A 26,348-nucleotide genomic window follows, 5' to 3' on the forward strand; every position below is an offset into this window, starting at 1 on the left:
CAGGGGAAGGGTTAACCTGTTCGATTTCCGCTGCTCATCCTCGGTCTTGTGCATTGCGGCTCACCGTAAAATGCACTGGCTTGGAAAGCCTGTCATCCGGAAGTTGGCAGCCGGCCACCCTCAGGTTGCAAATCCGGTCGCGTCCCACAACGATACACGCGCATCAGCATATACTAACACTCTGCCAACCACTTGAATCGTCACCGTTTCCCGCAACTCAAAAAACCATGCCACAATATTGCCGCTTGCTTTTTGCCCGAAATGCTGGCACGAACTGCGACACTCGGGCATTTCGCATGCCGGTGACTGGACTGAAGTGGTAATGCCTTGCCGGAGCGCCAATTCCGGTCTGGCGGCATGGGTGACACCCATGCGCGTAGATGTTCTTTCCCCGTACGTGACGTCTCGACTGACCCTTCGCGTCCGGCTTCCAGGGCCGATACGCGAAAGCTAAAGCCGTCCGCCTCCCCACCGCCGGGGGTGCGGATAAACTAACCAGACATGGGAAAAAGGACTATCCCTATGGCCACCAAGGGCACCGTAAAATTCTTCAACCAGGACAAGGGTTTTGGTTTCATCACGCCGGAAGGCGGCGCCAAGGACGTTTTCGTCCATATCTCCGCTCTCCAGGCTTCCGGCATCCAGTCGCTCCGCGAAGGCCAGCAGGTTTCTTTCGACACCGAGCCGGATCGCATGGGCAAAGGCCCGAAGGCCGTCAACATCCAGGCCTTCTGATCTGACTTGTACTGCTTTAAGCAGGCGACGGCGCTCCGCAAGGGGCGCCGTTTTTGTTTTGGGGATTGCCGCCGTCAGCAAAGGCAGTGCGGGGATGGCCTCATTCATCCTTCACCCAGATAGGTTCCGATATATTCGCCCCGCTTCCAGAGCGTCGCACGCAGTCGGGCCTCGACCCCACCCGATGTCGCGGCCTGCAGACACAGCATCTGGTCGGCAATCACCTCACCCGGCTGCAGGATCGCCTCGATGGCAGCCGCTTCCTCCACGGTATCGGCATAGTCGGGCATCGCTTTCAGCCGCAGTTCCGCAAACATTGCCGCTTCGTGCAGCTCGCTGCAGAGCAGGACGAGCTCCGTATCGTCGCTCCGTTGGAGCGGGCAGGCCTGCATACAAAACTCCCTTTCTGGTATCGCTGCCGTCATAAGGTTGTACCCGCCTATGCCGACAACAATCAAGGAAATTATTCCTATCTTCGATCACGATCCATATCGCCGAGACTTTTTCAGGAGCCTTGGCACTGGCGCACGACGTCAGGCCGCCTCGCCGTGGCGCTCCACGAGATCGGCCCATTCCATCGCCGCATGGCAGCCGAGAACCGTCTTGTCGTTCCCGATGACATCGGCGATGCGGCGGAAGAGTTCGTCGGCAAAGGGCGCCGGCCGCCCGGATTCGGCATTGCCGGCCGGGCGCAGCATGGTGCCCTGGGCAAGATAGATGGCCTCGACGCTGAACCCCTCATGATCGCCCGAGAGCTCGGCCGAGCCATAGAGCAGCAGGCCATTGTCGTTCCGGCCGAGGATGGGGATGACGAGTTCGTCGAAATCGAACCGCAGGCTGAATATGTTCATCGGCCAATGACCTCCTGATGGATGCGCTCCTCGCGGATGAGGATGCAGGAGGATGCGATGCCGACGGTTGGGTGATGGAATGGGCGGGTCTGCCGGCCTATACGGCCAGCGCGCGTATATCCTTGGCGATGTCGGCGAGATCGTTGTCGAGCTGGTGATCGCGCCCCGGCAGCGAGCAGAGGACGGCATCCGGGATGGCCCTGGCATAAGCCTCGATATGGGCAAAGGGCACGGTGTCATCATCGCTGCCGTGATAGATGAGCACGGGCAACCCTTCCGGCAGGCTTTCGGAAAAGTCGTCGTGCCCGGCGATCTCATCGCTCTCCCATCCGCCTTCGCCCATGAAGGGCGGCGCGATGAGGATGACGGCGCCGGGCTCGAATGCCGGCCACGCTTCGGCAAGCGTGTGGAGAAGCACCGTGCCGCCGAACGAATGGCCGATCAGGATCGCGCCGTCTTCGAGGGTTTCGAACTCCTTCAGCAAAGCGGCTTTCCACGCCTGATAATGCGGGTCCGCTTCATCGGGCATGCGGGGGTAGCGGATGGTCCAGGCCTCGCCGAGTTCGCGGGCGAGACTGTCGACAAGCTTGTTGTCCCACTGGTCGTGGGTCGTTTCGCCGGCGCCCTGGATGAAGAGGATCTGTCTTGGCATGGAAGTGTTCCCGGTTGTGACCGTCAGGAGATGGGTCGTTACGGCAGCTGGGCAAGATCGGCTCTCACCGTCTGGCCAGCAACGCGCCTCGATATTATCAGAGGATGCCGACAACGGTGACAAGCAGGGAGATGATGGAGGTGGGGATGCGTCCTCACCTCCATGGGCAGGAAGGCTCTGTCACCCCGCAGCAACCACCTTCCCTCGCCGCAGCATCATGGCAACGATGAACCCGCAAACCGCGGTCGCCCCGCCGACCAGAAACACGCTCCCATATCCTGCCCGGTCCGCCAGCACGCCCGCCAGCGGCCCGGTCAGCCCGTAAGCCAGATCCTGGAAAGCCGAGAATCCCCCAAGCGCCGTGCCGCGCAGATGCGGTGCCACGAGATGCACGACTTCACGCCCCATGGCGGGAAAGATCATCGAGCAGCCGAGGCCGGTCATGAAGGCGCCGATGAGCGCGACGGTGGGATCGGCGGCACTCCAGATCAGCAACTGGCCGATAGCCTCCACCGCGAGCGACACGACGGCGACCGAAAGCCCGCCATAGCGATCCGGCAGGTGGCCGAAGAGGATGCGCACCAGCACGAAGCCGCTGCCGAAGGCGGTGAGCCCCAGACCGGCATGATCCCAACCGAGATCGCGGAAATAGAGGGTGAAGAAGGAGCCGATCGCGGCAAAGCCCATGCCCTGCAGGCAGACGATCAGCCCGTGCACCCAGATGCGGCCGATGACGGCGGCAAGCGGCGGGCGCTCCTTGCCCGGATGGGCAGCAACGGCGGGCACGCTGCGGATTGCGGCGAGCCCCAGCAGAGGCAGCACGGCGCTGACAGCCATCGTGCCGACAAAGCCGATGTTATCGAGCAACAGCAGTCCAAGAGGCCCGCCAAGTCCAAGCGCGCCGTAGATCGCCGCGCCGATGAGCGCCAGCACCCGGCCGGAGCGCCCCGGCCCGACGAGCCCGATGCCCCAGGCGATGACGCCGACGGCGACGAGGCTTTCGCCGAGCCCGATTGAAAGCCGCCCGGCAACGAGAATGGCGAAAGCCGCAGCCGGCGCCTGCAGCGAGAGCCCGGAAGCGAGCGAGATCAGCGCGCCTGCCGCATAGAAAAGCAGGCCGCGCTGCACCGCGAGCCTGGCGCCCCGGCCATCGGCAAGCCCGCCGGCATAACCGCGGGTGAGAATGGTGGCGAGAAAGGCAATGCCGACGCCAAGGCCCGCCCAGCCATTGCCGAGGCCGAGCGTACCGGTCACGAACACGGGCACGACAGGAAGGGCGATCGCAACGCAGAGATAGGAGATGAAGAGGATCGCGGTCAGCAGGTAAAGCCGCACCTGCTCGCGATCACCGGTAAGACGGAAAGCCATGAAAACCTCCTGGCTGTTCCTCGTCGACGGGCACAAAAAAACGCACTCCGACCGGCGAGGATCGATAAGTGCGTTGCTTGACGTCAAACGCTTACGGCCAGAGGACTGGCATGACTGGGGAGATACGGGATATAGGGCCGGGTGTCAATGATAGCTGTACCGCCACACTACCCGTTTCGTCCCTCTCCCATGTTAGACGGCGATACTCCACTATCGTCCTGATACGGCCTCTACCAGCTCCCGCCTCATGAAAAGGCTTATGGGTGTCGCCGTATAAGGTGCAAAAGGCTCGCATGGCTTATACCCGCCGCGGCGATACAGTTGTTGTGCTTCGATATTGTGTATTCCAACTTCGAGCAGCATGGTCTGTGCTCCGAGCGTCAGGGCCTGAGCTTCCGCTCGCCGAAGCAGTGCCACACCGATACCAGCACCCCGCACACCGGCATCCACGATCATGCGCTTAAGCTCCGTGGTGCCGTCACCTCGCTCAAACAGCACGCAAAGTCCGACCGCCCTGTCAGCGAGACGCGCGATGAGGACATGCGATCCCGGTTTTGCCAGCGACTCCGCGGTGATCGGCCGACGATACTCACCCGGATAGAGCGCTGCGGCTACAGAATCCGACTGCGACAGAAGCACCGAGACTTCGTGCTGCAGCGCAGGTTCGATATTGACGGAAACTTCAGACATCACGCTAGGACACCTCATCAACATCAGACAACTGCAGGTGAATATGGCTGCCGCAGCTTGTCAACAAGCTCAATATCCAGACCTGAAAGGCCGCCCGTATCAGGCAATGAGCGGCGTCAGCGCACAACCTTTCTCCCTCATTCCTGTGCTTGTCACAGGAATCCAGCAGCCGCGTGTCCACGCGGCGCGAGACTCTTTAGACTTCAGAGAACCTCTTTGTTGGATTGCCGTCACCAACTCTTAACGAAGAGAGTCCTTTCGGCTTGCAGACGCAAGCCGGCTGGATTCCTGTGACAAGCACAGGAATGAGGGAAGAGAAGGACGCACCCTTACCGCCACATATGACCTGCACCAGCAGCAGCCCAGCTACGCCGACTTCACCGCCCCCGCCTTGAACCTGGAGCGATCGACGCGAACATTCCTTTTCTGCCCCAGGAACAGGCCGACAACGAGGTTTCTCGCCTTGATGCTCTCGAGCTCCAGCCGGCGCGCGACCTTGCGCACCTTGCTGAGCGGCAGGAAGACCAGATCCTTTTCCGGGCGCACGAAGTCGGCGCTCTCGGCCTCATCCTCCAGAAACCGCTGCTGGATGACCGGTGCCGGCTCGATCTGGTAGGCGGCAAGCCATGAGCGGTGCCAGAAATGCGCATCGATCAAGGAATAGCTTGTGGTTTCCGCAAGCATCCGCCGCGCCGCCTCGGGGCCGATGATATAGCCTGCGAGCCCCACACGGTTCTGATAGACGCGGCTCGCGCCGAAACGACCGGCCGTGTCCTGCCAGGCGGGCCTGCGATTGAGGATATGACGGCGCGGGGCGAATTCGAGGTCGTAGACGCTGTTCCAGGCATCGTTGCGGGCTTCGATAGTGGCGAGGACGGCGGCGATATCGTCAGACAGCACCGCATCGTCTTCAAGGATGAGCATCTTCGCGCCATGCGCGATCACCGCCTGCCAGGCCTTGCGGTGCGACAGGAAGCAGGCAATATCCTGCCGCCGCGTCGGGCTCGGCCAGTTGCTGGCTGCCGTCTGGCATTCCTCGGCCGTGAGATCGGTGGCTTCGAACGCGTCGAGAAACTCAAAGGACAGGCCGAGTGCCGCCATCTGGCGGATCTGGAAGCTCCGCCGCACCTCTTCCGCCTTGCGGCTGATGATCAATATTCTCAATCGAACTCCCCGGCGCCGAACGCCTGCACCGAACGCCTGCTATGTCAGCGCAGACATATAGCTATGTTCCGATCCGAGCAAAAGCGGACCGCCGGCGGGCGGCACGAGTTTTTCAGCGATTCTCTGAGCCCGCAGACTCACTGCGGATAAAGCGTCGCAACACGGCCGGCGAAATAATAGGCGACGATGCCGATCCATTCCCGCACGCCGGTGCTCAGAAGACCGGCATTGATGAGCGGATAGGCGACCGTCACCTTCAGGCCCTCCTTCCCGGTCGTGCGATAATCGGCGACCCAGGGAGTGACGTCCATGCCGAGATTGCGAAAGATCGCCACGGCCCGCGGCATATGGAAACCCGAGGTCACGAGCAGGCAATGGGTGAGGTTCAGCCGCTGCAGGATCGCCCTGGTATTGATGGCGTTTTCATAGGTATCGCGCGATTCCGCGTCATATTCGACCCTGTTTGGATCGATATGGAAATCATTGAACATCCGGCGGATGACATCCGACTCCGTCATGGCTACACCTTCGAGGCTGCCATCGCCGCCGGACATGATGATCTTCGCATTCGGATAGAGGCCGGCAAGCCGCACCGTCTCGATATACCGATCGCCGCCGTCATCGAGATCGTATCCGCCGCGCGCGCCGTCGACCTGCGTCGGGATGCCGCCGCCGAGCACGATGACGCAGGCGGCATCGGCGGGTGCAGCCGGCCGCGGAAAGCGGTCTTCGAGCTCCTGCACGATCAGCGCGCCCGATGTGGTGTAGAAGCTCACGAAAAAGAGCGCGAGCGACACGAGCCCGGCGGCGATGGCGAGCCGGCGGAAGGAGAAGAGCATCAGGAGCACGCTGAGCGCCATCAGAAGGAAGCAGATCGTCACCGGCTGGGAAACGATCCAGAAAATCTTGGCGAAGAAAAACATGGGCGTACCGGGATCCTGCTGCAAGGAGGCCACGAAACCTTATTCGCGGATTCGGGGCAAGTCGCAACTTGGGGCGAGACGCGAGTAGCGGAGGGTGTGCCACGGCGAAGCGCCAGCCAGCACACTCCCATTCCACCTCGCCCTACGAATTTACGCCGGAGTTTACGGTAACGTACTTCCCCGCCATGCGCGTGATGTGCTTAGGACTTCAACCAGCTGGGGAGCGGGAGGAGTTTCTGTGAGACATCGTCAGGAAGAGAATCCGCAGCGACATCGGCTTCATGCCGCGGCCATGCTTGCCGCGATGACCTTTATCCTGTCGGGCGCCGCACATGGCGTCCAGGCCGCCGATCTTGTCATCGCCGTGCCGAACTGGCCGTCCGGCCAGGCAACCGCCAATATCCTGAAGGTCGCGATCGGCAAGACATTCGGCCTTGAGGTCGATCTGCGCGAAATGGGAGAACTCAATGCCTTCGCCGCGCTCGAAACCGGCGAACTCGATATCCATCCGGAGGTCTGGCGGCCGAACCTCGATGCGGCGATCGAAAAATATGTCGATGAGAAGAAGGCGGTGGTGCTGGCAAAACGCGCCGTTCCCGCCTGGCAGGGCCTCTGCGCCACCGAAGACGCGGAAAAGGCCGGCATCAAAAGCATCAAGGACCTGTCCGACCCGCAAAAAGGCGCACTGCTCGACACCGATGGCGATGGCCGCGGCGAGCTCTGGATCGGCGCTGCCACCTGGACCTCGGCGAGCATCGAGCGCATCCGCGCCTTGAGCTACGGCTACGCCAAAAATCTGGCCCTCGTGGAGACGGAAGAGGATGTCGGCATGGCCGCCGTCGATGCGGCCGTCGCCACCAGCCGGCCGATGGTCTTTGCCTGTTACGCGCCGCACAATGTCTTCGAACTGCACAAGGTGACGCGGCTGAAGGAGCCGGCCTACGATCCCGCACAATGGAAGATCGCGCCCGGCAGCGATCCCCTCTGGATCGAGCATTCGAAGGCGGATTCCGCCTGGCCGCCCTCCGAATTCCACATCGGCTGGTCGGCCTCCTTCGGTCAGAAACATGCTGACGTCGCCGCCTTTCTGGAGAAGGTCGACCTGACGCCCGAGGAAGTGACCATGATGACCTACGCGCTGCAGGTGGAGCGCCAGCCGCCGGCAGACTATGCGGAAAAATGGGTGGCCGAGAATGCCGCCCGCGTTAAGGGGTGGGCAAAGCCATGAGCCGGACCTTGCAGAAAGCTGCGCTGGCCACGCTGGCGCTTACCCTCGCCGCCTATGTCGCACTTGCGGCCGGCACGCAGATCTACGATCCGAAGACCAGGAAGTGGGTCGATTACGACAAGAACACGGCGCGTAAATATTTCGCCCGCAACAAGCAGGTTCCGGATGCCTTCCGCCGGCAGGTCGTGACCTTCCGCACGGCGGAAGAGCCGGGCACGATCATCATCGACGGCAACCAGCATTTCCTCTATCTGGTGCAGCCTGGCGGCCAGGCGATCCGCTACGGTATCGGGGTCGGGCGCGAAGGTTTCGGCTGGGCCGGCATCGTGCGCGTGGGGCGCACGGCCGAATGGCCGACCTGGACACCGCCCGCCGAGATGGTGGCCCGCGACCCGAATGCCGCCAAATGGGCGGCCGGACAGCCCGGCGGCCCCGACAACCCGCTCGGCGCCCGCGCGCTCTATCTCTATGCCGGCGATGCGGACACCATCTACCGCATCCATGGCACGCCGGAATCCTGGTCGATCGGCCTCGACGTGTCCTCGGGCTGCATTCGCATGAACAACGACGACATCATCGACCTGCACTCGCGCATAAAGGTCGGCGCGAAGGTCATCGTCCTGATGCAGGGCGCGGCCCTCTATAAGGGCGTCTGAAACGGGGGAAAGATATGCACATGTCCTTGAAGAGCCGGCCGCTTCCGGCCTTGCTCCTTTGCTCGATGGCGGCACTCGCGGCCTGCCAGTCGGCCCCGCCGCCCGACCAGATGTCGCGCACGGCGGTCGAGACCGCCCCCGCCGACCTGCAGCTGCTCTGCGCCGATGCCGCCGCCAAACAGGCCGGCCTCGACAGGGCGAAAATCCTGCCGATAGGTTCGCGCCCGGTCGAAGCCGGCGGCTTCAGCGTCGATCTCGATGCCTCCGGCCGCAAGTTTGCCTGCGTCATCGACAGGACCGGCGTGGTGAAGAGCGTTCAGGCTGCGTGAATGCTGCAGTCTGCTCGCCCGTGTGGCACTCCCTCTTTCCCCAACCCTCCTCGCATGGGGAGGGGTTTGGGGCGGCGTCTTTCATCAGGACCGAACCAGCCGCAATCCCCTACCGTCCTCCAAGCTCCTGCCCGACCAGCGACAGCCAGTATCGCACCCCATGCGCAATCGCCTTGTCGTTGAAATCATAGGCCGGATGGTGCAGACCCGCGCTGTCCCCATTGCCGATCAGGATCATCGCGCCGGGCCGCTTTTCCAGCATGTAGGAGAAATCCTCCGCACCCATCGACGGCTCGTAAGCCGCGTCCACCCGCCCCTCGCCGGCAACCTTTGCAGCCGCCGCAACGATCGCCGACGTCCTGCCGGCATCGTTGACCGTGACCGGATAACCCGGCCGCCAATCGATCTCGGCTTCCGTCTCGAAAAGCTTCGCAGTGCCATGCACGATCTCGCGGAACCGCTGCTCGACGGCCTTCCGCGTTTCCGTCTGCATGGTGCGGATCGTGCCGCCGATGCGCACGGAGGCGGGAATGACGTTCAGCGCCTTGTCGTTGCCGGCTTCCGAGAAAGTGACGGAGACGACGACCGGGTCGAAGGGATCGGTGAAGCGCGAGGCGATCGATTGCAGCGCCGTGACCATATGGGCGCTGACGAGAAGCGGATCGCGCGTCAGGTTCGGCGAGGCCGCATGCCCGCCCTTGCCGTTGATCGTGATGACGAAACGGTCGGCACCCGCCATGAAGGGGCCCGCGCGCGTGGCAAAGGAGCCGATCTCAAGGCCCGGCTCGTTATGCATGCCATAGACCTCGTCGATGCCGAAACGCTCGAGCAGCCCCTCCTCGATCATCACCCGCGCGCCGCCGCCGCCCTCCTCCGCCGGCTGGAAGATCAGCACGACCTTGCCGGAAAAATCCCTGTCTTCGACAAGGCACCTGGCGGTGGCAAGCAGCATGGCGGTGTGTCCGTCATGGCCGCAGGCATGCATGCGGTTGGCATTTCTGGAGGCATAGGGAAGATTGGTCTGCTCCGACATCGGCAGCGCATCCATGTCGCAGCGAAGCGCTATCGTCTTGCCGGGGCCTTTCTTGCCCTCGATGACGGCAACGACACCGGTCTTTGCAAGCCCTGTCGTGATGTCATCGCAGCCGAACTCGGCAAGCTTGCCCGCCACGAAAGCCGCCGTTTCCGGCAGGTCGAAGAGCAGCTCCGGATTCTGGTGGATATGACGGCGCCAGCCCTTGGCCTCCTCGGCGACGGCTTCGATGGTGCTCATAATGGTATCCTCGTGATGTGGCTGGCCGGACGAAGGCGCCCGACGGCCGAAGGTGGGTGGCGCGAGACTAGCCGCTGCGGCGCCGATTTGCCAACGGGGGAATAGGCTGTGAGATCCGAAATCTCCGCTCTGGCCGGCATCTCCTCAAATTCCGAGTTTGCCTTGGGCACCTGTGCCATCCCCTTCGTTGGGGAATGTTCCTGCATGGCGCCGGACTGCGCCCCTTTCACCCCTGCACAGCCGCTTTCCGATAGGCCGCAACCGTCATCCACACGGCCGACAGCAGGAAATAGAACGCGCCGAATCCCGCATAGGGCGCAATGTCGAGAATGCTGGGCGGCGTGGTTGCGAATGACTTGCCGATCATGAAGCCGCCGGCGAGCGTCGATTGCGCGCCGCTGAGGATCATCACCCATTGCGCGCCGTAGACGCGCCAGCGCCGCACCGCCGCCGAAAGCTGCAGCAGGCCGGAGAAGATCGCCCAGATGCCAAAGACCGCGAGAACGGCATAGGTGCTGTTGAGGACGGCAATGATGACGGCGAACGTGGTGATGGTGCTAACGGCGACGTTGAACGTCTGGGCCGGGTTCGCCTTCAGGCCACCATTCGAGCGGGCATCCACGAGGTTCGCCACCGCATCCCAGGCCGGATAGATGACGAGCAGCACCGAGGCGAGCGCCGATTGGCTGCCGGACACCGTGGCCGACAGAACGGCAGCAATGATCCAGCCGATCGAGAACAGCGCACGGACGAAATAATAGGACCGCAACCAGCTCGATTGCGGGGAAGATTGGTTCTGCATGACAAGCTCCTTGTTGTGTCTTCCTACTAGTAGGTAGACAAACTTGGAGAGTCAACTGTTCAAACGCGCCTTCCCCCGCAGGGCGGAACACATGCTCGTGAGCGAGCCCTCGGCACCCGGACTTGACAGCCTCCCTACCAACAGGTAGGCCAGCAGCATGGAACAGACGACCTCGGAAAGAATACTGGACGTGGCGCAGTCTCTCGTCGTGGCGGGAGGCTATAACGGCTTCAGCTATGCCGATATTTCCGATGCAATCGGCATCCGCAAGGCGAGCATCCACCACCATTTCCCCACCAAGGCCGAACTGGTGCAGGTGCTGGTCGATCGCTATACGCAGCGCGCCGAATCCGGGCTTAACTCGCTGCGCGAACACGTCCCCGGTCCTGCCGAGCAGCTGCAGGCCTATCTGAACTACTGGCAGAAATGCATTCTCGATGCGTCAGAGCCTTTCTGCGTCTGCGCCATGCTCGCCTGCGAAATGCAGATGCTGCCAGACACTGTGGCGTCGCATGTGCGACGGCATTTCGAGAACCTGGCCGCCTGGCTGGCATCGGTGCTGAAAGCCGGCGCGGAGCAGAAGCTCTTCCGCCTGAATGGATCCCCCGAAGAGGAAGCCCAGATCCTGATGGCGTCAGTTCACGGCGCCATGCTGTCCGCCCGCGCGCTCGGCCAGCCCAGCCTGTTTGCCGCGATCGTCGGCCCGCAGATCGCCAGACTCAAGGCGTAGAAGCACTCAAGGCATAGAAGCGGCGGCTGTCCTGGCAGCTCGTATCCGCATCAGTTCAATTGTACCGTCAGCTTATCGATCGTCCCGGTAAAGGCGAACGGCGCCTGATAGTCCTTGTCTTCAACCGGGGTGCGCGTATCGCTGCCGACGTCGAAGGTCTCGTCCCACGGCATCAGGAAGGGAATGGTGTGCGGCACCTGCCGCGTGGCGACCTGGTTCCCGTCCACGGTCAGCACGCCGGTTCCGCCCTTGCCCATGCCGGGTCCGTCAGACTTGAAATCAAAGACGATCGTGTGCTTGCCGGGCTTGAGCGCATCGGGGCCCTCCCAGCGGAAACGGTCCAGTCCAAGCAGGTTGTAGACGAATACCGGCTTGTCCTTCAGTACATACAGTCCGTACCCGCCGAACCGTCCCCCTTCGGTGACCAGCATCCCATCCGCGCCCGATTTCGGGATCTCGATATCGGCAGTGATCGTGTACGATTTGTTGACGATGCTTGGCGCATTGCCGGTCGGCAGGCCAGCGATAGCGCCGGTATAGGTGAATGTCGTCCGGCCCGCAGTAGTGCTCGGCCGCGGTGTCATGGTACGAACCAGCAGGTCGTTGTCCAACGGGAAGACGTTGTACTTGGCTGCCTCCATGAGGAACATGTCCTGCATTTCGCGCAGCTTGCCCGGGTTGCTCGCCGCCAGGTCGTTGGCCTGCGAGTAATCGTCGCCGAGATTGTACAGCTCCCATTTGTAACCGTTCACGACGTCAGGCATCTTGCCGAGGCCCAATAGCCACGGTGCGGCCGGCGGCGTCGTCGAGGCGATCCAGCCGTCATGGTAGATGGCGCGGTTGCCGAACATCTCGAAATACTGAGTGTGGCGCGTCGAGGGAGCGTTGGCATTCGCCTTATCCCAGCTATAGGCCATGCTGACGCCTTCGATCGGCTTCTGCGCCACACCATTGACCATCGCGGGTGCCGGGATCCGCGTCGCCTCGAGTATGGTCGGGACGATGTCGATCACGTGATGGAACTGGGTGCGGATGCCGCCCGCATCCTTGATGCGGGCCGGCCATGCCATGGCCATGCCCTGACGCGTGCCGCCGAAATGCGAGGCGACCTGCTTGGTCCATTTGAAGGGCGTATCGAACGCCCAGGACCAGGCGACGGACATGTGGGGATAGGTCCTGTCCGATCCCCATGCATCATAGAACTTGAGCTGGTCCGCGACCGGAACGTTGATGCCCTGGATGGATAGGAGCTCGCTGGGCGTGCCGAGAGTGGACCCCTCGGCACTCGTTCCGTTGTCGCCTTCGATATAGATGACGAGCGTGTTGTCGAGTTTGCCGAGGTCGTCGACCGCTTGAATGACACGGCCGATCTCGTTGTCTGAATAGGCGACGTAAGCGGCGAAGACTTCGGCCTGGCGCGCAAACAGCCTCTTGCTGTCGGCATCCAGCGAATCCCATTTCGGCAGGTCGTCCGGCCATGCCGTCAGCTGCGCGTTCTGCGGAATGACCCCGAGGCGCTTCTGGTTGGCAAAGATCTGGTCGCGCATGGCGTTCCAGCCCATGTCGAACTTGCCCTTGAACTTGTCGATCCATTCCGGGGTCGGGTGATGCGGCGCGTGCGTTGCGCCCGGCGCGTAATAGACGAAGAACGGCTTGTCCGGCGCAGCCGCATCGAGCTGCCGGATGTGATCGATCGCCTTGTCGGCCTCGTCGGTAATCAGATTGTATTTGGGGTTGCCGACCCAGGGAAAGATCTGGGTGTGATCCTCGAACAGATAGGGCTGCCACTGGTTGGTGTCGCCGCCCATGAAACCATAGAAATAATCGAATCCCATGCCGGAGGGCCACTGATCGAACGGGCCGGCCGAGCTGTACTGGAAGGTCGGCGTATTGTGTTCCTTGCCGAACCAGGACGTGGCGTAGCCGTTCTGCTTCAGGATTTCGGCAACCGTGGCGTTGTCGATGCCGATGATGGAATCGTATCCCGGATAGCCGGTCGCCTGCTCGGAAACCACGCCGTAGCCAACCGAGTGATGATTGCGCCCGGTGATCAGCGCCGCCCGCGTCGGCGAACAGAGTGCGGTCGAGTGAAACTGCGTGTAACGCAGACCCGCCTGCGCCACGCGGTCGAGAGCGGGCGTGGGAATGACGCCTCCAAACGTGCCCGCCACACCGTAGCCTGCGTCATCGGTGATGATCAGCAGGATATTCGGTGCGCCCTTCGGGGGCACCACCTGCGGCGGCCAATACGGTTTGGAATCTCTTGCGCTCAGGCCGATCTCGCCGCCAAACGGCGCCGGCGGATTGGGAAGATATCGCCCGTCGAGGGTCGTCGTGGCATCCGGCGCACCCGGTGTGCCGGTGATCTGTTGCGCGTTCGCGTAGGAGACCGCAAGGGTCAGAAGGCTCGATGTTACCGCAAGCAATAGCTTCATTTTGGTTCCCCCTGGTTTTGCCGCGCTGGTGGAATCGCAGACGATCGCGATGTCACCCGCGATGCCGAAGCCGACCGAATGATGATTGCATTCCGCGATCCGCGCAGCGCGCGTCGGCGAGCTGAGCGATGTCGAGGTGAAATAGGAAATCAGGCCGAGGAAGCTGCCTTCCGCGGCAGATCGGCCGAGCCGATGCCGGCGCTGAGCCGATGGCGATAAGACCCGTACATGCAGGCAGACTGCGAACGATCGTCATCTCGGCAGCTCCCCCCTCACGCAACCGAATAGCCGTCGTATTAGACATGCCTAAATTAACACTGGAGAGAGCGTCAGTCGAGCATCGAATATTCGCGGCCAGTGCCCGCAACAAATCTCTTGAAGACACCCCTGGCAGTCGAGCCGATGCCCTGGCCGGATCATCATCTCAGCGAGAGTGATTTCTTCCGGGCTGCGGCCTTGCGCGGCGTCAACGGCAGGCCGGCATCGCAATTGCGCACAACAAGGGTTTCCGTGACGGACTCGTCCGCATAGGTTTCCTGCATCCGGATGTAGACCGCCGACAGGCTCGGATCGAGGGAAAGGGCTTGGCGAACCAGGAGTTCAGCCCTTCCAGCATCGCCGCGGGCCATGCTTGCAGCAATCTGGTAGAGCGACTTGCGCCTGGTCTGGAAGGGCAGCGTCAGGGCGACGCGCATCATGTCTTCGAAACGGCCGAGCGCGTAGAGGGCCGCCACCCGCTCTTCGGTGATCCAGACCGGCAGGAAGGGATCGAGCGTTTCCGCACGATCGAGCATGTCGAGGGCATGCTCAGCCTCCCCCGCATAAACATAGAAGGCCGCGCTGCGACCGAGAATATAGGCGTCGTTCGGTGCGAGTTCGTGGGCACGAATGTGATGGTAACGCGCCGAAACGAAGTCGCCCGATTTCATCTTGATCGCGCCCATGATGCGATGGGCTTCCGGGTCGGACGGGTCGAGGGCGAGCGCATGTGCCACCTGCTGTTCGGCCCTACTCATGTCAAAGCTTGGCAGATTGCTCCATGAGCAGACATGCATGGCGAAGGGGCGACCGAAACCGGGATCGGCCGCCATCGCCCGTTCGAACCAGGCCATGGCTTCGTGTATGTGAATATCCGACACGCCGATCAGGCGGTGATGGTCGAGACCGCGCAGATAATACTCATAGGCCGTCATATTCTCCGGGCGCTTCAGCCGGACGGCAGCAAGTTCCGACTGCTCGATCCGTCCGGACACCGTTGCTGCAACACGCGCGATGATCTCGTCCAGCACATCGAGCAATTCGCCAAACGGACGCTTGATGCGATCCGACCAGATGACGAGCCCCTCGCAGGTCTCGGTCAGCGCGATATTGACCCTCAGGTCGTCGCCCACCTGCCGGATCGAGCCGCTGATGACGTAGCCGACACCGAGAAGGCGGCCGATCTCGACCGGGTCCTTCGTCGTCAGCGCGGTCGCCGCCGAGCGCGAACTGACGAACAGCCCCCTCAGGCGGCTGAGTTCGAGCGTCAGGTCGTCGGTAATGCCTTCCGCCAGGAAACATTGATCTGCGACGGCACCCGGCGCCACGTCGAACCGCGCCACTGCGATCGAATTGGTTCGGGGAGATTGCGCGGCACCGGGGGCGGATCGCGTCGGGGCGAACTGAAAGACGTGACGGTCCACCAGTTCGGTGACCCGGTAAATCCGGATCGGCTCGAGAATTCCCTTCAGCCGCCGTTCGCCGATATCTTCGAATCCACAAGGCGAGACCCGCCGGACCTGGTCGTAAAGCAGGCCTGAAACCTCGATTGCGCCAGGCGGCGCCGACGCCTCGATGCGCGCGGCGATATTCACCCCGTCGCCGCGCAGGTCCGAGCCCACGACGACGACATCGGCGAGATGCAGGCCGAACCGCATGTCGCCGCCGCTCGATCCGGGAAGGGCCGCGATCTCGGCGCGCGCCTCGATCGCGGACCTCAGCGCATTGACAGGGCTGGCGAATTCGGCAAGCAGGGCATCGCCGGCCGCGCCGAAGACACGGCCGTCATGACGTTGGACGACCGTCCGAACGGTCTCGAGAACAGAGTCGATCCGGCTGATCGCCCCTTCCTCGTCCGTTTCCATCGCGGAAGTGGAGCCAACGAAATCCCCGACCATGATCGTGGCCAGCTTGCGCTGCATTCTCGATCCCTCCTCGCAACAGAAGCACGTGATGAGCAATGTAGCACATTCGCGGGGCTGGATGTTTTGCGATTGGCGATGCTGGCGAGGCGGAGGCAGGCGGGCGATGCGCCGGTCGTCGTCGGCCCGCATGTCAGGGGAATTCGGCATGTCAGGGGAATTTGACCTGGAGCAATGACGACGGCAGAGATGGTGCGACGATATCTCCATTTGGAGGTACAGACATGACGATCGCTTCATCGCTACAGCAATGCTCCGCCAGCATCATCAGCGGATTTCACACCCTGACGGAAAGGCACCGCCGTCGGAGCGAATTATGGGCATTACCGCCGGAAGAACGCCAGCGTGTCGCCGACGAACTCCGTCTGACGACAAGCCAGTTGGAAAGGCTGGTTGCAGCCGGCCCGAAGGCATCCGTTGAAATGGAGAGGCTGATGGCCGCCCTCGGCATCGAAACTTTGAAGGTCGAGGCTGACTTCCCCTACCTGATGAACGACTTTCAAGCGACCTGCGCGCAATGCAATGCGAAAAGGGCTTGCCGCCAGGCGCTCGCCGACGGCAATGCGCCGGAGCGAATACAAGCCTTCTGTCCGAATGCCGACGAATTGTTCGCTCTCGCCGAGCGTCTGGCGTAGATCTCGAAACAATGCGGATCTGCCGAGAGTTCACCGCCGCGCGTCAGTGAACCGAAGCACCAGAACACCCTACCCCGCTCCTGAAGAGCCGGCCCGGCTTCGAAGAGCTCTAGGAGAAATCCAGTGACTGTGCCAAATTCCCGCACGCATAACGGGCGCCGGGCGACGAGTTCGAACGTCGGCGCTTGCGCACCCGAATGGAAAATGGGAGGCGTGCGGCCATGAGTGTTCTGGAAGAGCCGAAGGTTGAGCCTCCAATTCGCGGTTTCGGCGAATTGCGCGCATGGATGCCAGGCATCGGCCTGCGGTCGACGATCATGGCGGCGGCAGCGGTGCTGGGTCTGGTGGGCGCCTTCGTCCTCTTCCTGCTGGACTTCGGTGAAGCAAGCCGGCTGGCCCTTGCGGCAAGCACCGCTGCCGCCCTTGCCTTCCTGCTGATCGACATCGTTGCCAAGCTCAGAAACGGTGATTTCGGTCTCGACCTGATCGCCGCCCTCGCCATGGGCTCGACTCTCTGGTTCGGCGAATATCTGGCCGGAGCGATCGTTGCCCTCATGTATGCCGGCGGCCAGTTTCTGGAAGCCTATGCGCATCGGCGTGCCGACGAAGGCATGTCGGCCCTCCTGGCACAGGTGCCGCGAACCGCACTTCGCCTGCGCGAAGACGGCCTGGAGGAAGTCCCCATTCCCGACATTGCGGTCGGCGATATCCTGATGATCCGCAGGGGCGATGTCATCCCGGCGGACGGCACGCTGATATCGGACAATGCATCGATCGATCAATCCGTCCTGACGGGCGAAGCCTTCCCGGCTCGCCTCTCGAGCGGCGAGCGGATCGAAAGCGGCGCCACCAATGCCGGGGACGCGATCGAGATCAGGGTGGAACGCCGTGCCGAGGACAGCACCTATTCCGCCATCGTCAAACTGGTCGAGGCATCCCGGCGTTCCAAGGCGCGGATAGCGCGGCTCGCCGATCGGTATTCGATCGGCTTTCTTCTTCTGACGCTGGCAATCGCGCTCGGCGCCACCATCCTGTCCGGTGATATGGCGCGGATCGTCGCCGTTCTCGTCGTCGCAACCCCCTGCCCGCTGATCCTCGCCGTTCCCGTGGCGCTAGCGGCCGGAACCTCGAAGGCTGCAAAAGCGGGCGTGCTGGTGAAGGGTGCAGGTCCGCTGGAGATCCTGGCGGACGCCTCTGTCGCGGTCTTCGACAAGACCGGCACGCTGACCGCTGGCGATCCCGAGGTCGTCTCGATCGACGGCGCTGAAAGCCCTGACAGAGTCTTGCACCTCGCCGCCTCGCTCGACCAGGCATCGTCGCATGTCGTCGGCCGGGCGATCGTCAAGGAGGCCCAGAGACGTCGGCTGGTGCTGTCACGCCCGACTGACGTATCGGAGCGTCCCGGCGCCGGCATTTCCGGGCTTGTCGACGGTATCAGGGTAAGCGTCGGCGGCGACAATTACTTCACGCCGGATGGCAGGCCCTCGCGCCCCGGAGAGGGGAAAGGCAGGATGCAGGCAAAGGTCTTCATCGATGGCCGGATTGCAGGTGAAATCGGCTTCGAGGATCGCCTGCGCGGCGATGCCGTCGACCTCGTCAACAAGCTTCGCAAACTGAGTTTCGGCCGGATCGTGCTTGCGACCGGCGACGAGCGCAGCGTCGCGACCGCCATTGCCGGCTCCCTGTCGCTGGATGCCGTCGAGGCCCGGCTCTCTCCCGCCGAGAAGGTCGAGGTCATCACCAGGGAACGCATGGCCGGTAAACGCATGGGGGGAAAGGTTCTGATGGTCGGCGACGGCGTCAACGATGCTCCCGCACTCGCAGCCGCCGATGTCGGCATTGCCGTCGGCGCCACCAATCTTGCGGCAGCAGCCGAAGCCGCCGACATCGTCCTGATCCGCAACGATCTGAACAGGATCGCTTCGGCCATCGAAATAGCAAGACGCTCCCGCGCCATCGCCGTCCAGAGCATTTTCGCCGGCATCGGTCTCTCGCTCGTCGCCATGATCTTCGCCGGCGCCGGCTTCCTGCCGCCGGTCACGGGCGCCATGCTGCAGGAAGTGATCGATGTGGCCGTGATCCTGAATGCGCTGCGGGCGCTGCGCTAGGCAACGAGCCTCAGGCTTTGCCCAGATGCTTCGGCCAGAATTCCTGATGGACTGCGGCAGCTTCCTCTTCGAGGTTCGTCGGTCCCTCAACGGTGACAATGCGCGCGCCGGTCTGCAGCACCGCCCGGCTCGGCACATTCAACCCGATCCCGGCAATCTCGCCAAGCCGCACCTCCGAGCACGCAAACACCATCCGCCCGATGCCCGACCAGTAGATCGCCCCGGAGCACATCGCGCACGGCTCCGTGCTGGTGTAGAGCGTGCAGTCGGCAAGATAGGCAGTGTTGTAGTGCTTTGCCGCCAGTTTGATCAGGTTCAGCTCGGCATGGTTCGTCATGTCGTGCCCGGTGAAGACGCTGTTTTCGGCGCGCAGGACGATCTCGCCGTCCTTCACCAGCACCGACCCAAACGGCTCGTCGCCGTTTTCCATCGCAGATTTCGAGAGCGCGATCGCCTCGCGTAAAAACGGCTCGTGGTTTTCCATCAGAGTCTCCCCAAGCTCACAGCTGGAGCGAACTGATTTTGTCTTGAATCGGAGCGATTTCCAAGGGCTGCAGATCAGATTCAAGATCGGCGATCCGTATCGCCGCAGGTAGAAGCGAACGACGTCGCCGTCACCTGTGTCCCTTCGGGATCGCAGATGGCGGCGACGATATCTACCGGTCTCTCGTTCAGTGGACGAGGAACAGCGGCAGCTTGCAATCCTCGATCATCCTGCGGGTCACGCCGCCGAACAGGCTCTGCTGCCATCTCGGGTGGTTGTAGGCCCCCATGACGATCAAGTTCGCGCCCATGTCCACCGCATGCCGGGTAATGATCTCGTCGGCGTTCTTGCCCTCGCTCGAAAGGCGATCGATCTGGACTTTGACGCCATGGCGGGCAAGGAAGGCTGCGATATCGGCGCCCGGCTCTTCGCCGTTCACGCCCATGCGGGCCAAAGGGTCGACCATCGTCACATGAACGATTTCGGCTCTCTCCAGGAAATCGAGCGACTGGCGGGCGGCCCGCGCTGCCTCGTTGCTGGAATCCCATGCCAGCACCACGGCTCTGGGCGACGTAGTGATTGCGTGTCGTCCGCGGTTGATCAGGATCGGCGTCGGCGCCTGGAAAAGCGCGCCATCGAAGATCCGCTTTCTGAGGTCGGCATCCTCAGCCGCATCAGATCCCAGGAGCACGATGTCGGCATAAAGCGCACGCTGGGCGACATCCTGGTCGGCCCATGCAAATTCCGTATAGAGATCCTGGACCTCGAACGAGAGGCCGCTGGTTGAAAGCGTCTCCTTGATTTTCGCAGCCGTCGAGGCGAGCTCGTCGATTTCCCGCTGCCTCTCATCCAGCCAGGCGGTCGAGATCGCATTATATTCCCCGAACGACGGGGTCGCCCCGATGGAGACGGCAAGCGCGGTCAGATGTGCCCCATAGGTGGCGCAAAAGCTCGTCGCACTTTTCAGATCCTGCTCGTATTTGTTGCCCTTGAGGATGCTCAGAACTGTCGTAATGGCCATGATGGCTGCCTCCGTGGTTGCATGTCACGAAGCTAACAATCCGGCCCGGTGCGGTCTTTGACATTAGTCAACACGGTCCCGCAGCAGGCTCGGCGAATGGCGCCTGCTGCCGATATGGATGACGGTCGAAAGGCGAGCCGAAAACGGCCCGTAAACTACCGTAAAATACGTTGCACCGGGAAGCACTCCAACTATGCTGCAGGTGCTAACAAGACTCCCGTGGCCGGCAGCGTCGCCTGAGCACGGAATGCGCACGAGGATCGAGATTATTATCTTCCAGCATTAGGTCTTTGAACTCCCGCCGAGAGCGGTCAGCCAGGAGGTTTGACATGTTTGGCATGTGGTATCCTTCCAATCTCTCGAAGTTTGACCTTGCGACCCAGTTCGGCCCGGCCGGCATGGCCTTCGATTATGTCCGAGACGCCACCCAGCGCAGTATTCTCTACTGGGACGTGATGCGAGAGCGCGGCAATCAATATCGGCTCAATTCCGAAGCCACGGCACCCCATGTGCTGAGCTTCACGCCCGAAGTGCTGATTGACGGACGTATGCTGGAGCGGCCCGTCAACTACGCGCTGGTGCGTATCGTCCCGCCCGAGGGCGTCGAGATCGACGAGACCCGCCGGCCCTTCGTGGTGGTCGATCCGCGCGCCGGCCACGGGCCTGGCATCGGCGGTTTCAAGGCCGACAGCGAAATCGGCGTGGCGCTGGCCGCCGGCCACCCCTGCTATTTCATCGGCTTCCTTCCGGAGCCGGTCAAAGGCCAGACGATCGAGGACATCGCGCTTGCCGAAGCGATCTTTCTGGAAAAGGTCATTGCCTTGCATCCGGACGCCGATGCAAAGCCCTGCGTGATCGGCAACTGCCAGGCCGGCTGGGCCGTGATGATGCTGGCCGCCCTGCGGCCCGAGCTTTTCGGTTCGATCATCATCGCCGGCTCCCCTCTGTCCTACTGGGCCGGAAAGCGCGGCGAATATCCGATGCGCTATACGGGCGGGCTTCTTGGAGGCACATGGCTGACGGCCCTTGCCGGCGATCTCGGCCATGGGAAGTTCGACGGCGCCTGGCTGGTGCAGAATTTCGAGAACCAGAACCCCGCCAATACGCTCTGGACCAAGCAATACAACCTCTACTCCAAGATCGACACCGAGGCGCCGCGCTATCTCGGCTTCGAACAATGGTGGGGCAACCACGTCAACCTGAACGCAGAGGAAATCCAGTTCATCGTCGACGAACTCTTCGTCGGCAACAATCTCGCCGCCGGCCGTATAGAGACCTCGAAGGGAGAAGCCATCGATCTCAGGAACATCCGCGCGCCTGTTGTCGTCTTCTGCTCCAAGGGCGACAACATCACCCCGCCCGCCCAGGCGCTCGGCTGGATCACCGACCTCTATGACAGCGTCAACGAAATCCGCTCGCACGGACAGACGATCGTCTACACCGTGCATGAGAAGGTCGGCCATCTCGGCATCTTCGTTTCCGCCGGCGTCGCCCGCAAGGAACACGGGGAATTCTCCAGCAATATCGACCTGATCGACGCGCTGCCGCCCGGCCTCTACGAGGCGATCTTCGAAGCCAAGACCGATGCGACCGTTGGCGGCGATCTCGTCGAGGGCGACTGGATCATGCGCTGCGAGGAACGCACGCTGGACGATATCCGCGCCCTCGGCTGCAACAATGCCGCCGATGACAGGCGCTTTGCGACGGCAGCCAAGGTCTCGGAAATCAACCTGTCGCTCTACCGCACCTTCGTGCAGCCCTGGCTGCGCGCGATGGTGCCGGAACAGGCAGCCGAAGAAATGCGCAGGCTCCACCCGCTGCGGCTGCAATACGAGCTGTTTTCCGACCTCAATCCCCTGATGGCGCCGATTGCCGACCTCGCCGTCGAAGTGGCGGAGGAGCGCCATCCCGCGGCCGAAAACAATCCGTTCGCTGCATTGGAGCAGATCGCCTCGCGCCAGATCGTGACCGGCCTCGACGCTTGGCGCGATGCAATCGAGGCCATGAGCGAGGCGACCTTCCTCGCTGTCTACGGATCGCCGTTCCTGCAGGCCGCCGTCGGCATCGATCCGGCGAGCGACAAGCCGCACCGGCGCGCAAGCAAGACCGCATTGCATGCGCAGGCGCTGAAAGCCAGGATCGAGGAGCTGAGGGCCGCGATGAACAAAGGCGGCCTGCACGAAGGCATGGCCCGCAGCCTGCTCTATGTCGCCATGGCCAGTGGCGCAGCCGATGAGCGCGGCTTTGCCGCCATCCGCCGCATGCGCCGCTCCGAAGACGGCATGCCGAAAATGACGCTTGCCGAATTCAAGGCGTTGATCCGCGACCAGTTCCTCATGCTCGTCATCGATGAACAGGCGGCTGTCGATGCGATCCCGCATCTCCTGCCGGCAGATGAGGAAGAGCGCCGTCTTGCGCTGTCGGCGCTGCGAGGGGTGGTGAGCGCCCGCGGCACCCTTTCCGGCAAGACTGAGGAACGCTGGCAGAAGATCGTCGACCTCTTCAACGTCTCCGAAGCGCCGCTCACAGAACCGGTAGCGCCGGGAAGCCCAAGCGCCAGTGCCAGGCCGATCAGGACCATCAGACGCGTGAAATAGCCTGCCATATCGCCTGATGCGGAGCATTGGAGCGCATCGTTCAGAGGGAGAAAGCACATGCCGGATTCGGAAAACCCTGGCGAGGCCGGGCGGCACGAGAAATATGACCGGCTGATTGCCAAGGCGAGGCAAGCGCCGCAGATGACAACTGTCGTCGCCCATCCCTGCGACGAATCCTCGCTGCGCGGAGCGGTCGAAGCCGCCGAAGACGGGCTCATGCGTCCGGTCCTCGTAGGCCCGGCGGAGAAGGTCAGAACGGTGGCAAAAACGCATGCCATCGATATCTCGCCCTTCGAGCTGATCGATGCGCCGCATAGCGATGCGGCGGCTGCCAAGGCCGTCGAACTCGTCCGCGAAGGCCGTGCAGAACTGCTGATGAAGGGCAGCCTGCACACGGATGAACTGATGCGGGCCGTAACGTCATCCACGACGGGACTGCGGACAGCGCGTCGCATCAGCCATGTCTTCGTCATGGACGTGCCGCACCATGCCGAAACGCTCTTCATCACCGACGCGGCCATCAACATCGCCCCTGATCTCGATGCCAAGCACGATATCGTCCAGAACGCCATCGATCTCTACACGGCGATCGGCCTCGGCACGCCGCGCGTGGCGATCCTTTCGGCGGTCGAGACCGTCACGTTGAAGATCCCCTCGACCATCGATGCGGCCGCGCTCTGCAAGATGGCTGAGCGCGGACAGATAACAGGCGGCATCCTCGATGGGCCGCTCGCCTTCGATAATGCGATCGATCCCGAAGCGGCACGAATCAAGGGCATCAAGTCCGAGGTCGCCGGCCGGGCGCAGATCCTCGTCGTTCCCAATCTGGAGGCCGGCAACATGCTGGCGAAGAACCTGACCTTCCTGGCGCGAGCGGATGCGGCGGGCCTCGTGCTGGGCGCGCGGGTGCCGATTATCCTGACGTCGCGCGCCGACAGCGTGCGGGCGCGCCTCGCCTCCTGCGCCGTCGGCGTGCTCTTTGCCGAAGCGCGCCTGCGTGCGGCGCCGATACAGGGCGCTTGATGCCATGGACACGCTTCTCGTCGTCAATGCCGGTTCTTCCAGCCTCAAATTCGAGGTCTTCGCCGCCTCGGGCTCGCTTGCCCGGCAGGTAAAGGGAAAGATGGAGGGCATCGGCACCGCACCCCGCCTGACCATCAGGAACGCCGGCGGCGAAAAGCTTGCCGACGCGGACTATCCCGGCGATGCCGTCCCGGATCTGCCGGCGGCCATGCGCCTGGTCGGGCAATGGCTGCGGGAACGGCACGAGGGGCGGCTGGTCGCCATCGGTCACCGGATCGTCCACGGAGGTCCCGACCATAGGCACCCGGTGCGTATCGACGAGAATCTGCTGCGCGATCTGGAGCGCTACACGCCGCTTGCACCGCTGCATCAGCCGAACAACCTGGCACCCATTCGGGTATTGCTGGACAGCCAGCCGCAGCTCGCCCAGGTCGCCTGTTTCGACACGGCCTTTCACCGCGGCCGTGATCCGATGACCGAGCACTACGCCATTCCCGCCCATTACTTCGCCGAGGGCGTGCGGCGCTATGGCTTTCACGGCCTGTCCTACGAATATGTTGCCGGCAGGCTCGCCGAGATCGCACCTGTTATCGGCCGCGGCCGGCTCATCGTCGCCCATCTTGGAAGCGGCGCCTCGCTCTGCGCGATCCACGAGGGCAAAAGCGTCGAGAGCACATTGGGTTTCACCGCCCTCGACGGCCTGCCCATGGGCACGCGATGCGGGCAGATCGATCCCGGCGTGCTTCTCTATCTGCTCCAGGAAGGCGGCATGAGCCCGGCGCAATTGCAGGATCTGCTCTACAAGCAGTCCGGTCTCAAGGGCCTGTCAGGCATCAGCAACGATGTGCGCGATCTGCTGTCGAGCGACGAGCCCGGAGCCGGTCTCGCACTCGATCATTTCGTCCATCGCATCGGCCTCAATGCCGGCATGCTTGCTGCGGCCCTCGGCGGTGTCGACGCCTTCGTCTTCACTGCAGGCGTCGGTGAAAACTCGCCGGTCATGCGTGAGCGCATAGTCCGCCAGCTTGGCTGGCTGGGTGCGACGCTTCATGCGGGGGCCAACGATGCCGGCGAGCTGCTCATATCCGCCGACGACAGCAGGATCGCCCTCTACGTCGTGCCGACGGACGAGGAACTGATGATCGCACGTCATACTTTTGCACTTGTTGCCGCCTGACCGGCAGACTTTCAACCAACGAGAGGGGCAGATGATGATCCCGGACGTGAAGGCCAAACTTCTCGAGGGCAAGCGTGGCCTCGTAGTGGGCATCGCCAACGACCAGTCGATCGCCTGGGGCTGCGCAAAGGCATTCCGCGCGTTTGGCGCCGAACTCGCGGTAACCTACCTCAACGACAAGGCGAAGCCCCATGTCGAGCCGCTGGCGGACGCATTGGAAGCGCCGATTTTCCTGCCGCTCGATGTGTCGGTGCCTGGGCAGCTGGAGGCGGTGTTCGACAATATCAGCGCATATTGGGGCGAGCTGGACTTCGTTGTCCATTCCATCGCCTTCTCGCCGAAAGATGCGCTGCACGGCCGCGTCGTCGATGTGCCGCGCGAGGGTTTCCTGAAGACGATGGACATATCCTGCTGGTCTTTCATTCGGATGGCCCATCTTGCCGAACCGCTGATGAAACGCGGCGGCACGCTTTTCACCATGACCTATTACGGCAGCCAGATGGTGGTGAAGAACTATAATGTGATGGGCCTCGCAAAGGCCGCACTCGAAAGCGCCGTGCGCTACATCGCCGCCGAACTCGGGCCGAAGGGCATCCGGGTCCACGCCATCTCCCCCGGCCCGCTGGCGACACGCGCGGCATCCGGCATTCCCGAATTCGACGAGCTCCTGAACAAGGCCGAGGAAACGGCCCCCACGCGCAGCCTCGTCTCGATCGACGATGTCGGCATGGCGACCGCCTTCCTGGCGCATGACGCGGCACGGCTGATGACAGGCGATACGATCTATATCGACGGCGGTTATCACATCATCGATTAGGTCACCCCGACGGGCGGCGACCTTGCCGGTAGCAATCTAGCAGCTCGGGCGCACCTGCGCGGACGAATCCGCTCCAGGAAGGCCTGCCGACGCGCCGGTGCCCGTCATGCCGTTGCAGTCAGGTGTTCCCCTGCCCATCCCATTGCCGGTGCCGGACGGGCCGCGCACTGCCGGATTCGTCGTATCGGGATTGGGCACGGTGCTGTTGGTATTGGTGTTGTCAATGCCGTTTGCGTTCGGCAACAACGTATTTCCGGTGCCCGTGCCTGTCCCGACGCTGCCGGAAGAGCCGGAGCCGGTCATACCGCCTCCGGAAGCGCCACCCACGCCACCTGTACTGCCCCCTACCCCGCCTGCGCTACCGCCGACGCCCGAAGACTGCGCCATCGCAGAGGTGGCCAGCCCGATAGAAAGGATGGATACCGTGATGAGCTTCTGAAGCATGAAAACCTCCATGGTGCTTGATGGGT

At 62.7% G+C, this 26,348-nt stretch carries 25 protein-coding genes; 11 read left to right on the forward strand and 14 right to left on the reverse strand.

What is annotated here, in order from left to right; all coding sequences use genetic code 11:
• Nucleotides 1-522: 522 nt before the first annotated feature.
• The gene (locus ACK9YZ_RS10340; RefSeq protein WP_007818490.1) at nucleotides 523-735 is read left to right on the forward strand and encodes a cold-shock protein; all 213 of its coding nucleotides are present in this window, start codon (nucleotides 523-525) and stop codon (nucleotides 733-735) included.
• A 104-nt stretch (nucleotides 736-839) separates the two neighbouring features.
• Here the strand turns inward: ACK9YZ_RS10340 and ACK9YZ_RS10345 are convergent, their stop codons facing one another.
• The 7 genes from ACK9YZ_RS10345 to ACK9YZ_RS10375 form a co-directional block, all read right to left on the reverse strand.
• Nucleotides 840-1,127 carry a hypothetical protein gene (locus ACK9YZ_RS10345; protein WP_416066508.1) on the reverse strand — a complete coding sequence of 96 codons (288 nt, stop codon included), beginning with the start codon at nucleotides 1,125-1,127 and terminating at the stop codon, nucleotides 840-842.
• Nucleotides 1,128-1,268: 141 nt separating this feature from the next.
• The gene (locus ACK9YZ_RS10350; RefSeq protein WP_416066509.1) at nucleotides 1,269-1,586 is read right to left on the reverse strand and encodes a hypothetical protein; all 318 of its coding nucleotides are present in this window, start codon (nucleotides 1,584-1,586) and stop codon (nucleotides 1,269-1,271) included.
• A 97-nt stretch (nucleotides 1,587-1,683) separates the two neighbouring features.
• Nucleotides 1,684-2,238, reverse strand: a complete 555-nt coding sequence (locus ACK9YZ_RS10355; protein ID WP_416066510.1) for an alpha/beta fold hydrolase — start codon at nucleotides 2,236-2,238, stop codon at nucleotides 1,684-1,686.
• 180 nt (nucleotides 2,239-2,418) lie between these two features.
• Complete coding sequence (locus tag ACK9YZ_RS10360; protein WP_416066511.1) at nucleotides 2,419-3,606, reverse strand: arabinose transporter; 1,188 nt, start codon at nucleotides 3,604-3,606, stop codon at nucleotides 2,419-2,421.
• Between the two features lie 210 nt (nucleotides 3,607-3,816).
• On the reverse strand, nucleotides 3,817-4,296 hold the full coding sequence (locus ACK9YZ_RS10365) for a GNAT family N-acetyltransferase (protein WP_416066512.1): 480 nt from the start codon (nucleotides 4,294-4,296) through the stop codon (nucleotides 3,817-3,819).
• 366 nt (nucleotides 4,297-4,662) lie between these two features.
• On the reverse strand, nucleotides 4,663-5,460 hold the full coding sequence (locus tag ACK9YZ_RS10370; RefSeq protein WP_416066513.1) for a glycosyltransferase family 25 protein: 798 nt from the start codon (nucleotides 5,458-5,460) through the stop codon (nucleotides 4,663-4,665).
• Between the two features lie 137 nt (nucleotides 5,461-5,597).
• The gene (locus ACK9YZ_RS10375; RefSeq protein WP_416066514.1) at nucleotides 5,598-6,383 is read right to left on the reverse strand and encodes a YdcF family protein; all 786 of its coding nucleotides are present in this window, start codon (nucleotides 6,381-6,383) and stop codon (nucleotides 5,598-5,600) included.
• A gap of 292 nt (nucleotides 6,384-6,675) precedes the next feature.
• On the opposite strand from ACK9YZ_RS10375, the gene ACK9YZ_RS10380 reads away from it, so the two are divergent.
• Genes ACK9YZ_RS10380 through ACK9YZ_RS10390 form a run of 3 tightly spaced genes read left to right on the forward strand, consistent with a single transcriptional unit; the run spans nucleotide 6,676 to nucleotide 8,596 of the window.
• Entirely contained in the window at nucleotides 6,676-7,611 is a 936-nt protein-coding gene (locus ACK9YZ_RS10380; RefSeq protein WP_416066720.1) for a glycine betaine ABC transporter substrate-binding protein, read from the forward strand.
• Nucleotides 7,608-8,267 carry a L,D-transpeptidase gene (locus tag ACK9YZ_RS10385; RefSeq protein WP_216758501.1) on the forward strand — a complete coding sequence of 220 codons (660 nt, stop codon included), beginning with the start codon at nucleotides 7,608-7,610 and terminating at the stop codon, nucleotides 8,265-8,267. Before ACK9YZ_RS10380 ends, ACK9YZ_RS10385 begins: the two co-directional genes overlap by 4 nt.
• Before the next feature lie 14 nt (nucleotides 8,268-8,281).
• Nucleotides 8,282-8,596 (forward strand): hypothetical protein, encoded by a 315-nt coding sequence (locus tag ACK9YZ_RS10390; RefSeq protein WP_416066515.1) that lies wholly within the window; start codon nucleotides 8,282-8,284, stop codon nucleotides 8,594-8,596.
• Nucleotides 8,597-8,705: 109 nt separating this feature from the next.
• On the opposite strand, the gene ACK9YZ_RS10395 is transcribed toward ACK9YZ_RS10390, so the two are convergent.
• Nucleotides 8,706-9,869, reverse strand: a complete 1,164-nt coding sequence (locus ACK9YZ_RS10395; protein ID WP_416066516.1) for a M20 aminoacylase family protein — start codon at nucleotides 9,867-9,869, stop codon at nucleotides 8,706-8,708.
• A gap of 226 nt (nucleotides 9,870-10,095) precedes the next feature.
• On the reverse strand, nucleotides 10,096-10,671 hold the full coding sequence (locus ACK9YZ_RS10400) for a DUF308 domain-containing protein (protein WP_416066517.1): 576 nt from the start codon (nucleotides 10,669-10,671) through the stop codon (nucleotides 10,096-10,098).
• Nucleotides 10,672-10,828: 157 nt separating this feature from the next.
• Here ACK9YZ_RS10400 and ACK9YZ_RS10405 point away from each other — a divergent pair, with 157 nt between their 5' ends.
• On the forward strand, nucleotides 10,829-11,401 hold the full coding sequence (locus ACK9YZ_RS10405) for a TetR/AcrR family transcriptional regulator (RefSeq protein ID WP_416066518.1): 573 nt from the start codon (nucleotides 10,829-10,831) through the stop codon (nucleotides 11,399-11,401).
• A gap of 50 nt (nucleotides 11,402-11,451) precedes the next feature.
• On the opposite strand, the gene ACK9YZ_RS10410 is transcribed toward ACK9YZ_RS10405, so the two are convergent.
• The gene (locus ACK9YZ_RS10410; RefSeq protein ID WP_416066519.1) at nucleotides 11,452-13,836 is read right to left on the reverse strand and encodes an arylsulfatase; all 2,385 of its coding nucleotides are present in this window, start codon (nucleotides 13,834-13,836) and stop codon (nucleotides 11,452-11,454) included.
• 419 nt (nucleotides 13,837-14,255) lie between these two features.
• Nucleotides 14,256-16,016 (reverse strand): adenylate/guanylate cyclase domain-containing protein, encoded by a 1,761-nt coding sequence (locus tag ACK9YZ_RS10415; RefSeq protein ID WP_416066520.1) that lies wholly within the window; start codon nucleotides 16,014-16,016, stop codon nucleotides 14,256-14,258.
• A gap of 224 nt (nucleotides 16,017-16,240) precedes the next feature.
• On the opposite strand from ACK9YZ_RS10415, the gene ACK9YZ_RS10420 reads away from it, so the two are divergent.
• Together ACK9YZ_RS10420 and ACK9YZ_RS10425 are read left to right on the forward strand one after the other, a co-directional pair.
• Nucleotides 16,241-16,651 carry a hypothetical protein gene (locus tag ACK9YZ_RS10420; protein ID WP_416066521.1) on the forward strand — a complete coding sequence of 137 codons (411 nt, stop codon included), beginning with the start codon at nucleotides 16,241-16,243 and terminating at the stop codon, nucleotides 16,649-16,651.
• Between the two features lie 287 nt (nucleotides 16,652-16,938).
• Nucleotides 16,939-18,759 carry a heavy metal translocating P-type ATPase gene (locus ACK9YZ_RS10425; protein ID WP_416066721.1) on the forward strand — a complete coding sequence of 607 codons (1,821 nt, stop codon included), beginning with the start codon at nucleotides 16,939-16,941 and terminating at the stop codon, nucleotides 18,757-18,759.
• 10 nt (nucleotides 18,760-18,769) lie between these two features.
• Here the strand turns inward: ACK9YZ_RS10425 and ACK9YZ_RS10430 are convergent, their stop codons facing one another.
• A complete protein-coding gene (locus ACK9YZ_RS10430) occupies nucleotides 18,770-19,243 on the reverse strand; it encodes a nucleoside deaminase (protein WP_416066522.1) in 474 nt (157 codons plus the stop codon).
• 187 nt (nucleotides 19,244-19,430) lie between these two features.
• Complete coding sequence (locus tag ACK9YZ_RS10435; RefSeq protein ID WP_416066523.1) at nucleotides 19,431-20,264, reverse strand: universal stress protein; 834 nt, start codon at nucleotides 20,262-20,264, stop codon at nucleotides 19,431-19,433.
• Between the two features lie 398 nt (nucleotides 20,265-20,662).
• Between ACK9YZ_RS10435 and ACK9YZ_RS10440 the strand changes: the two genes are divergently transcribed.
• The 4 genes from ACK9YZ_RS10440 to fabI are packed head-to-tail and all read left to right on the forward strand — an operon-like array spanning nucleotide 20,663 to nucleotide 25,878.
• Complete coding sequence (locus ACK9YZ_RS10440; protein WP_416066722.1) at nucleotides 20,663-22,861, forward strand: DUF3141 domain-containing protein; 2,199 nt, start codon at nucleotides 20,663-20,665, stop codon at nucleotides 22,859-22,861.
• 57 nt (nucleotides 22,862-22,918) lie between these two features.
• Nucleotides 22,919-23,884, forward strand: a complete 966-nt coding sequence (locus ACK9YZ_RS10445) for a phosphate acetyltransferase (RefSeq protein WP_416066524.1) — start codon at nucleotides 22,919-22,921, stop codon at nucleotides 23,882-23,884.
• Between the two features lie 4 nt (nucleotides 23,885-23,888).
• Nucleotides 23,889-25,061 carry an acetate/propionate family kinase gene (locus ACK9YZ_RS10450; protein ID WP_416066525.1) on the forward strand — a complete coding sequence of 391 codons (1,173 nt, stop codon included), beginning with the start codon at nucleotides 23,889-23,891 and terminating at the stop codon, nucleotides 25,059-25,061.
• 31 nt (nucleotides 25,062-25,092) lie between these two features.
• Entirely contained in the window at nucleotides 25,093-25,878 is a 786-nt protein-coding gene (gene fabI / locus ACK9YZ_RS10455; protein ID WP_416066526.1) for an enoyl-ACP reductase FabI, read from the forward strand.
• Nucleotides 25,879-25,914: 36 nt separating this feature from the next.
• On the opposite strand, the gene ACK9YZ_RS10460 is transcribed toward fabI, so the two are convergent.
• Entirely contained in the window at nucleotides 25,915-26,322 is a 408-nt protein-coding gene (locus ACK9YZ_RS10460) for a hypothetical protein (RefSeq protein ID WP_416066527.1), read from the reverse strand.
• Between the last annotated feature and the right edge of the window lie 26 nt (nucleotides 26,323-26,348).

The organism is Rhizobium sp. ZK1 (assembly GCF_047782645.1).
Taxonomy (GTDB): domain Bacteria; phylum Pseudomonadota; class Alphaproteobacteria; order Rhizobiales; family Rhizobiaceae; genus Rhizobium.

Coding starts and splice junctions, on each gene's coding strand:
- ACK9YZ_RS10410 (WP_416066519.1), bottom strand. CDS start 13,836: ATGAAGCTATTGCTTGCGGTAACATCGAGCCTTCTGACCCTTGCGGTC.
- ACK9YZ_RS10415 (WP_416066520.1), bottom strand. CDS start 16,016: ATGCAGCGCAAGCTGGCCACGATCATGGTCGGGGATTTCGTTGGCTCC.
- ACK9YZ_RS10435 (WP_416066523.1), bottom strand. CDS start 20,264: ATGGCCATTACGACAGTTCTGAGCATCCTCAAGGGCAACAAATACGAG.
- ACK9YZ_RS10445 (WP_416066524.1), top strand. CDS start 22,919: ATGCCGGATTCGGAAAACCCTGGCGAGGCCGGGCGGCACGAGAAATAT.
- fabI (WP_416066526.1), top strand. CDS start 25,093: ATGATGATCCCGGACGTGAAGGCCAAACTTCTCGAGGGCAAGCGTGGC.
- ACK9YZ_RS10390 (WP_416066515.1), top strand. CDS start 8,282: ATGCACATGTCCTTGAAGAGCCGGCCGCTTCCGGCCTTGCTCCTTTGC.
- ACK9YZ_RS10360 (WP_416066511.1), bottom strand. CDS start 3,606: ATGGCTTTCCGTCTTACCGGTGATCGCGAGCAGGTGCGGCTTTACCTG.
- ACK9YZ_RS10420 (WP_416066521.1), top strand. CDS start 16,241: ATGACGATCGCTTCATCGCTACAGCAATGCTCCGCCAGCATCATCAGC.
- ACK9YZ_RS10350 (WP_416066509.1), bottom strand. CDS start 1,586: ATGAACATATTCAGCCTGCGGTTCGATTTCGACGAACTCGTCATCCCC.
- ACK9YZ_RS10440 (WP_416066722.1), top strand. CDS start 20,663: ATGGCCTTCGATTATGTCCGAGACGCCACCCAGCGCAGTATTCTCTAC.
- ACK9YZ_RS10430 (WP_416066522.1), bottom strand. CDS start 19,243: ATGGAAAACCACGAGCCGTTTTTACGCGAGGCGATCGCGCTCTCGAAA.
- ACK9YZ_RS10365 (WP_416066512.1), bottom strand. CDS start 4,296: ATGTCTGAAGTTTCCGTCAATATCGAACCTGCGCTGCAGCACGAAGTC.
- ACK9YZ_RS10355 (WP_416066510.1), bottom strand. CDS start 2,238: ATGCCAAGACAGATCCTCTTCATCCAGGGCGCCGGCGAAACGACCCAC.
- ACK9YZ_RS10385 (WP_216758501.1), top strand. CDS start 7,608: ATGAGCCGGACCTTGCAGAAAGCTGCGCTGGCCACGCTGGCGCTTACC.
- ACK9YZ_RS10380 (WP_416066720.1), top strand. CDS start 6,676: ATGCTTGCCGCGATGACCTTTATCCTGTCGGGCGCCGCACATGGCGTC.
- ACK9YZ_RS10460 (WP_416066527.1), bottom strand. CDS start 26,322: ATGCTTCAGAAGCTCATCACGGTATCCATCCTTTCTATCGGGCTGGCC.
- ACK9YZ_RS10450 (WP_416066525.1), top strand. CDS start 23,889: ATGGACACGCTTCTCGTCGTCAATGCCGGTTCTTCCAGCCTCAAATTC.
- ACK9YZ_RS10425 (WP_416066721.1), top strand. CDS start 16,939: ATGCCAGGCATCGGCCTGCGGTCGACGATCATGGCGGCGGCAGCGGTG.
- ACK9YZ_RS10345 (WP_416066508.1), bottom strand. CDS start 1,127: ATGCAGGCCTGCCCGCTCCAACGGAGCGACGATACGGAGCTCGTCCTG.
- ACK9YZ_RS10405 (WP_416066518.1), top strand. CDS start 10,829: ATGGAACAGACGACCTCGGAAAGAATACTGGACGTGGCGCAGTCTCTC.
- ACK9YZ_RS10340 (WP_007818490.1), top strand. CDS start 523: ATGGCCACCAAGGGCACCGTAAAATTCTTCAACCAGGACAAGGGTTTT.
- ACK9YZ_RS10400 (WP_416066517.1), bottom strand. CDS start 10,671: ATGCAGAACCAATCTTCCCCGCAATCGAGCTGGTTGCGGTCCTATTAT.
- ACK9YZ_RS10395 (WP_416066516.1), bottom strand. CDS start 9,869: ATGAGCACCATCGAAGCCGTCGCCGAGGAGGCCAAGGGCTGGCGCCGT.
- ACK9YZ_RS10375 (WP_416066514.1), bottom strand. CDS start 6,383: ATGTTTTTCTTCGCCAAGATTTTCTGGATCGTTTCCCAGCCGGTGACG.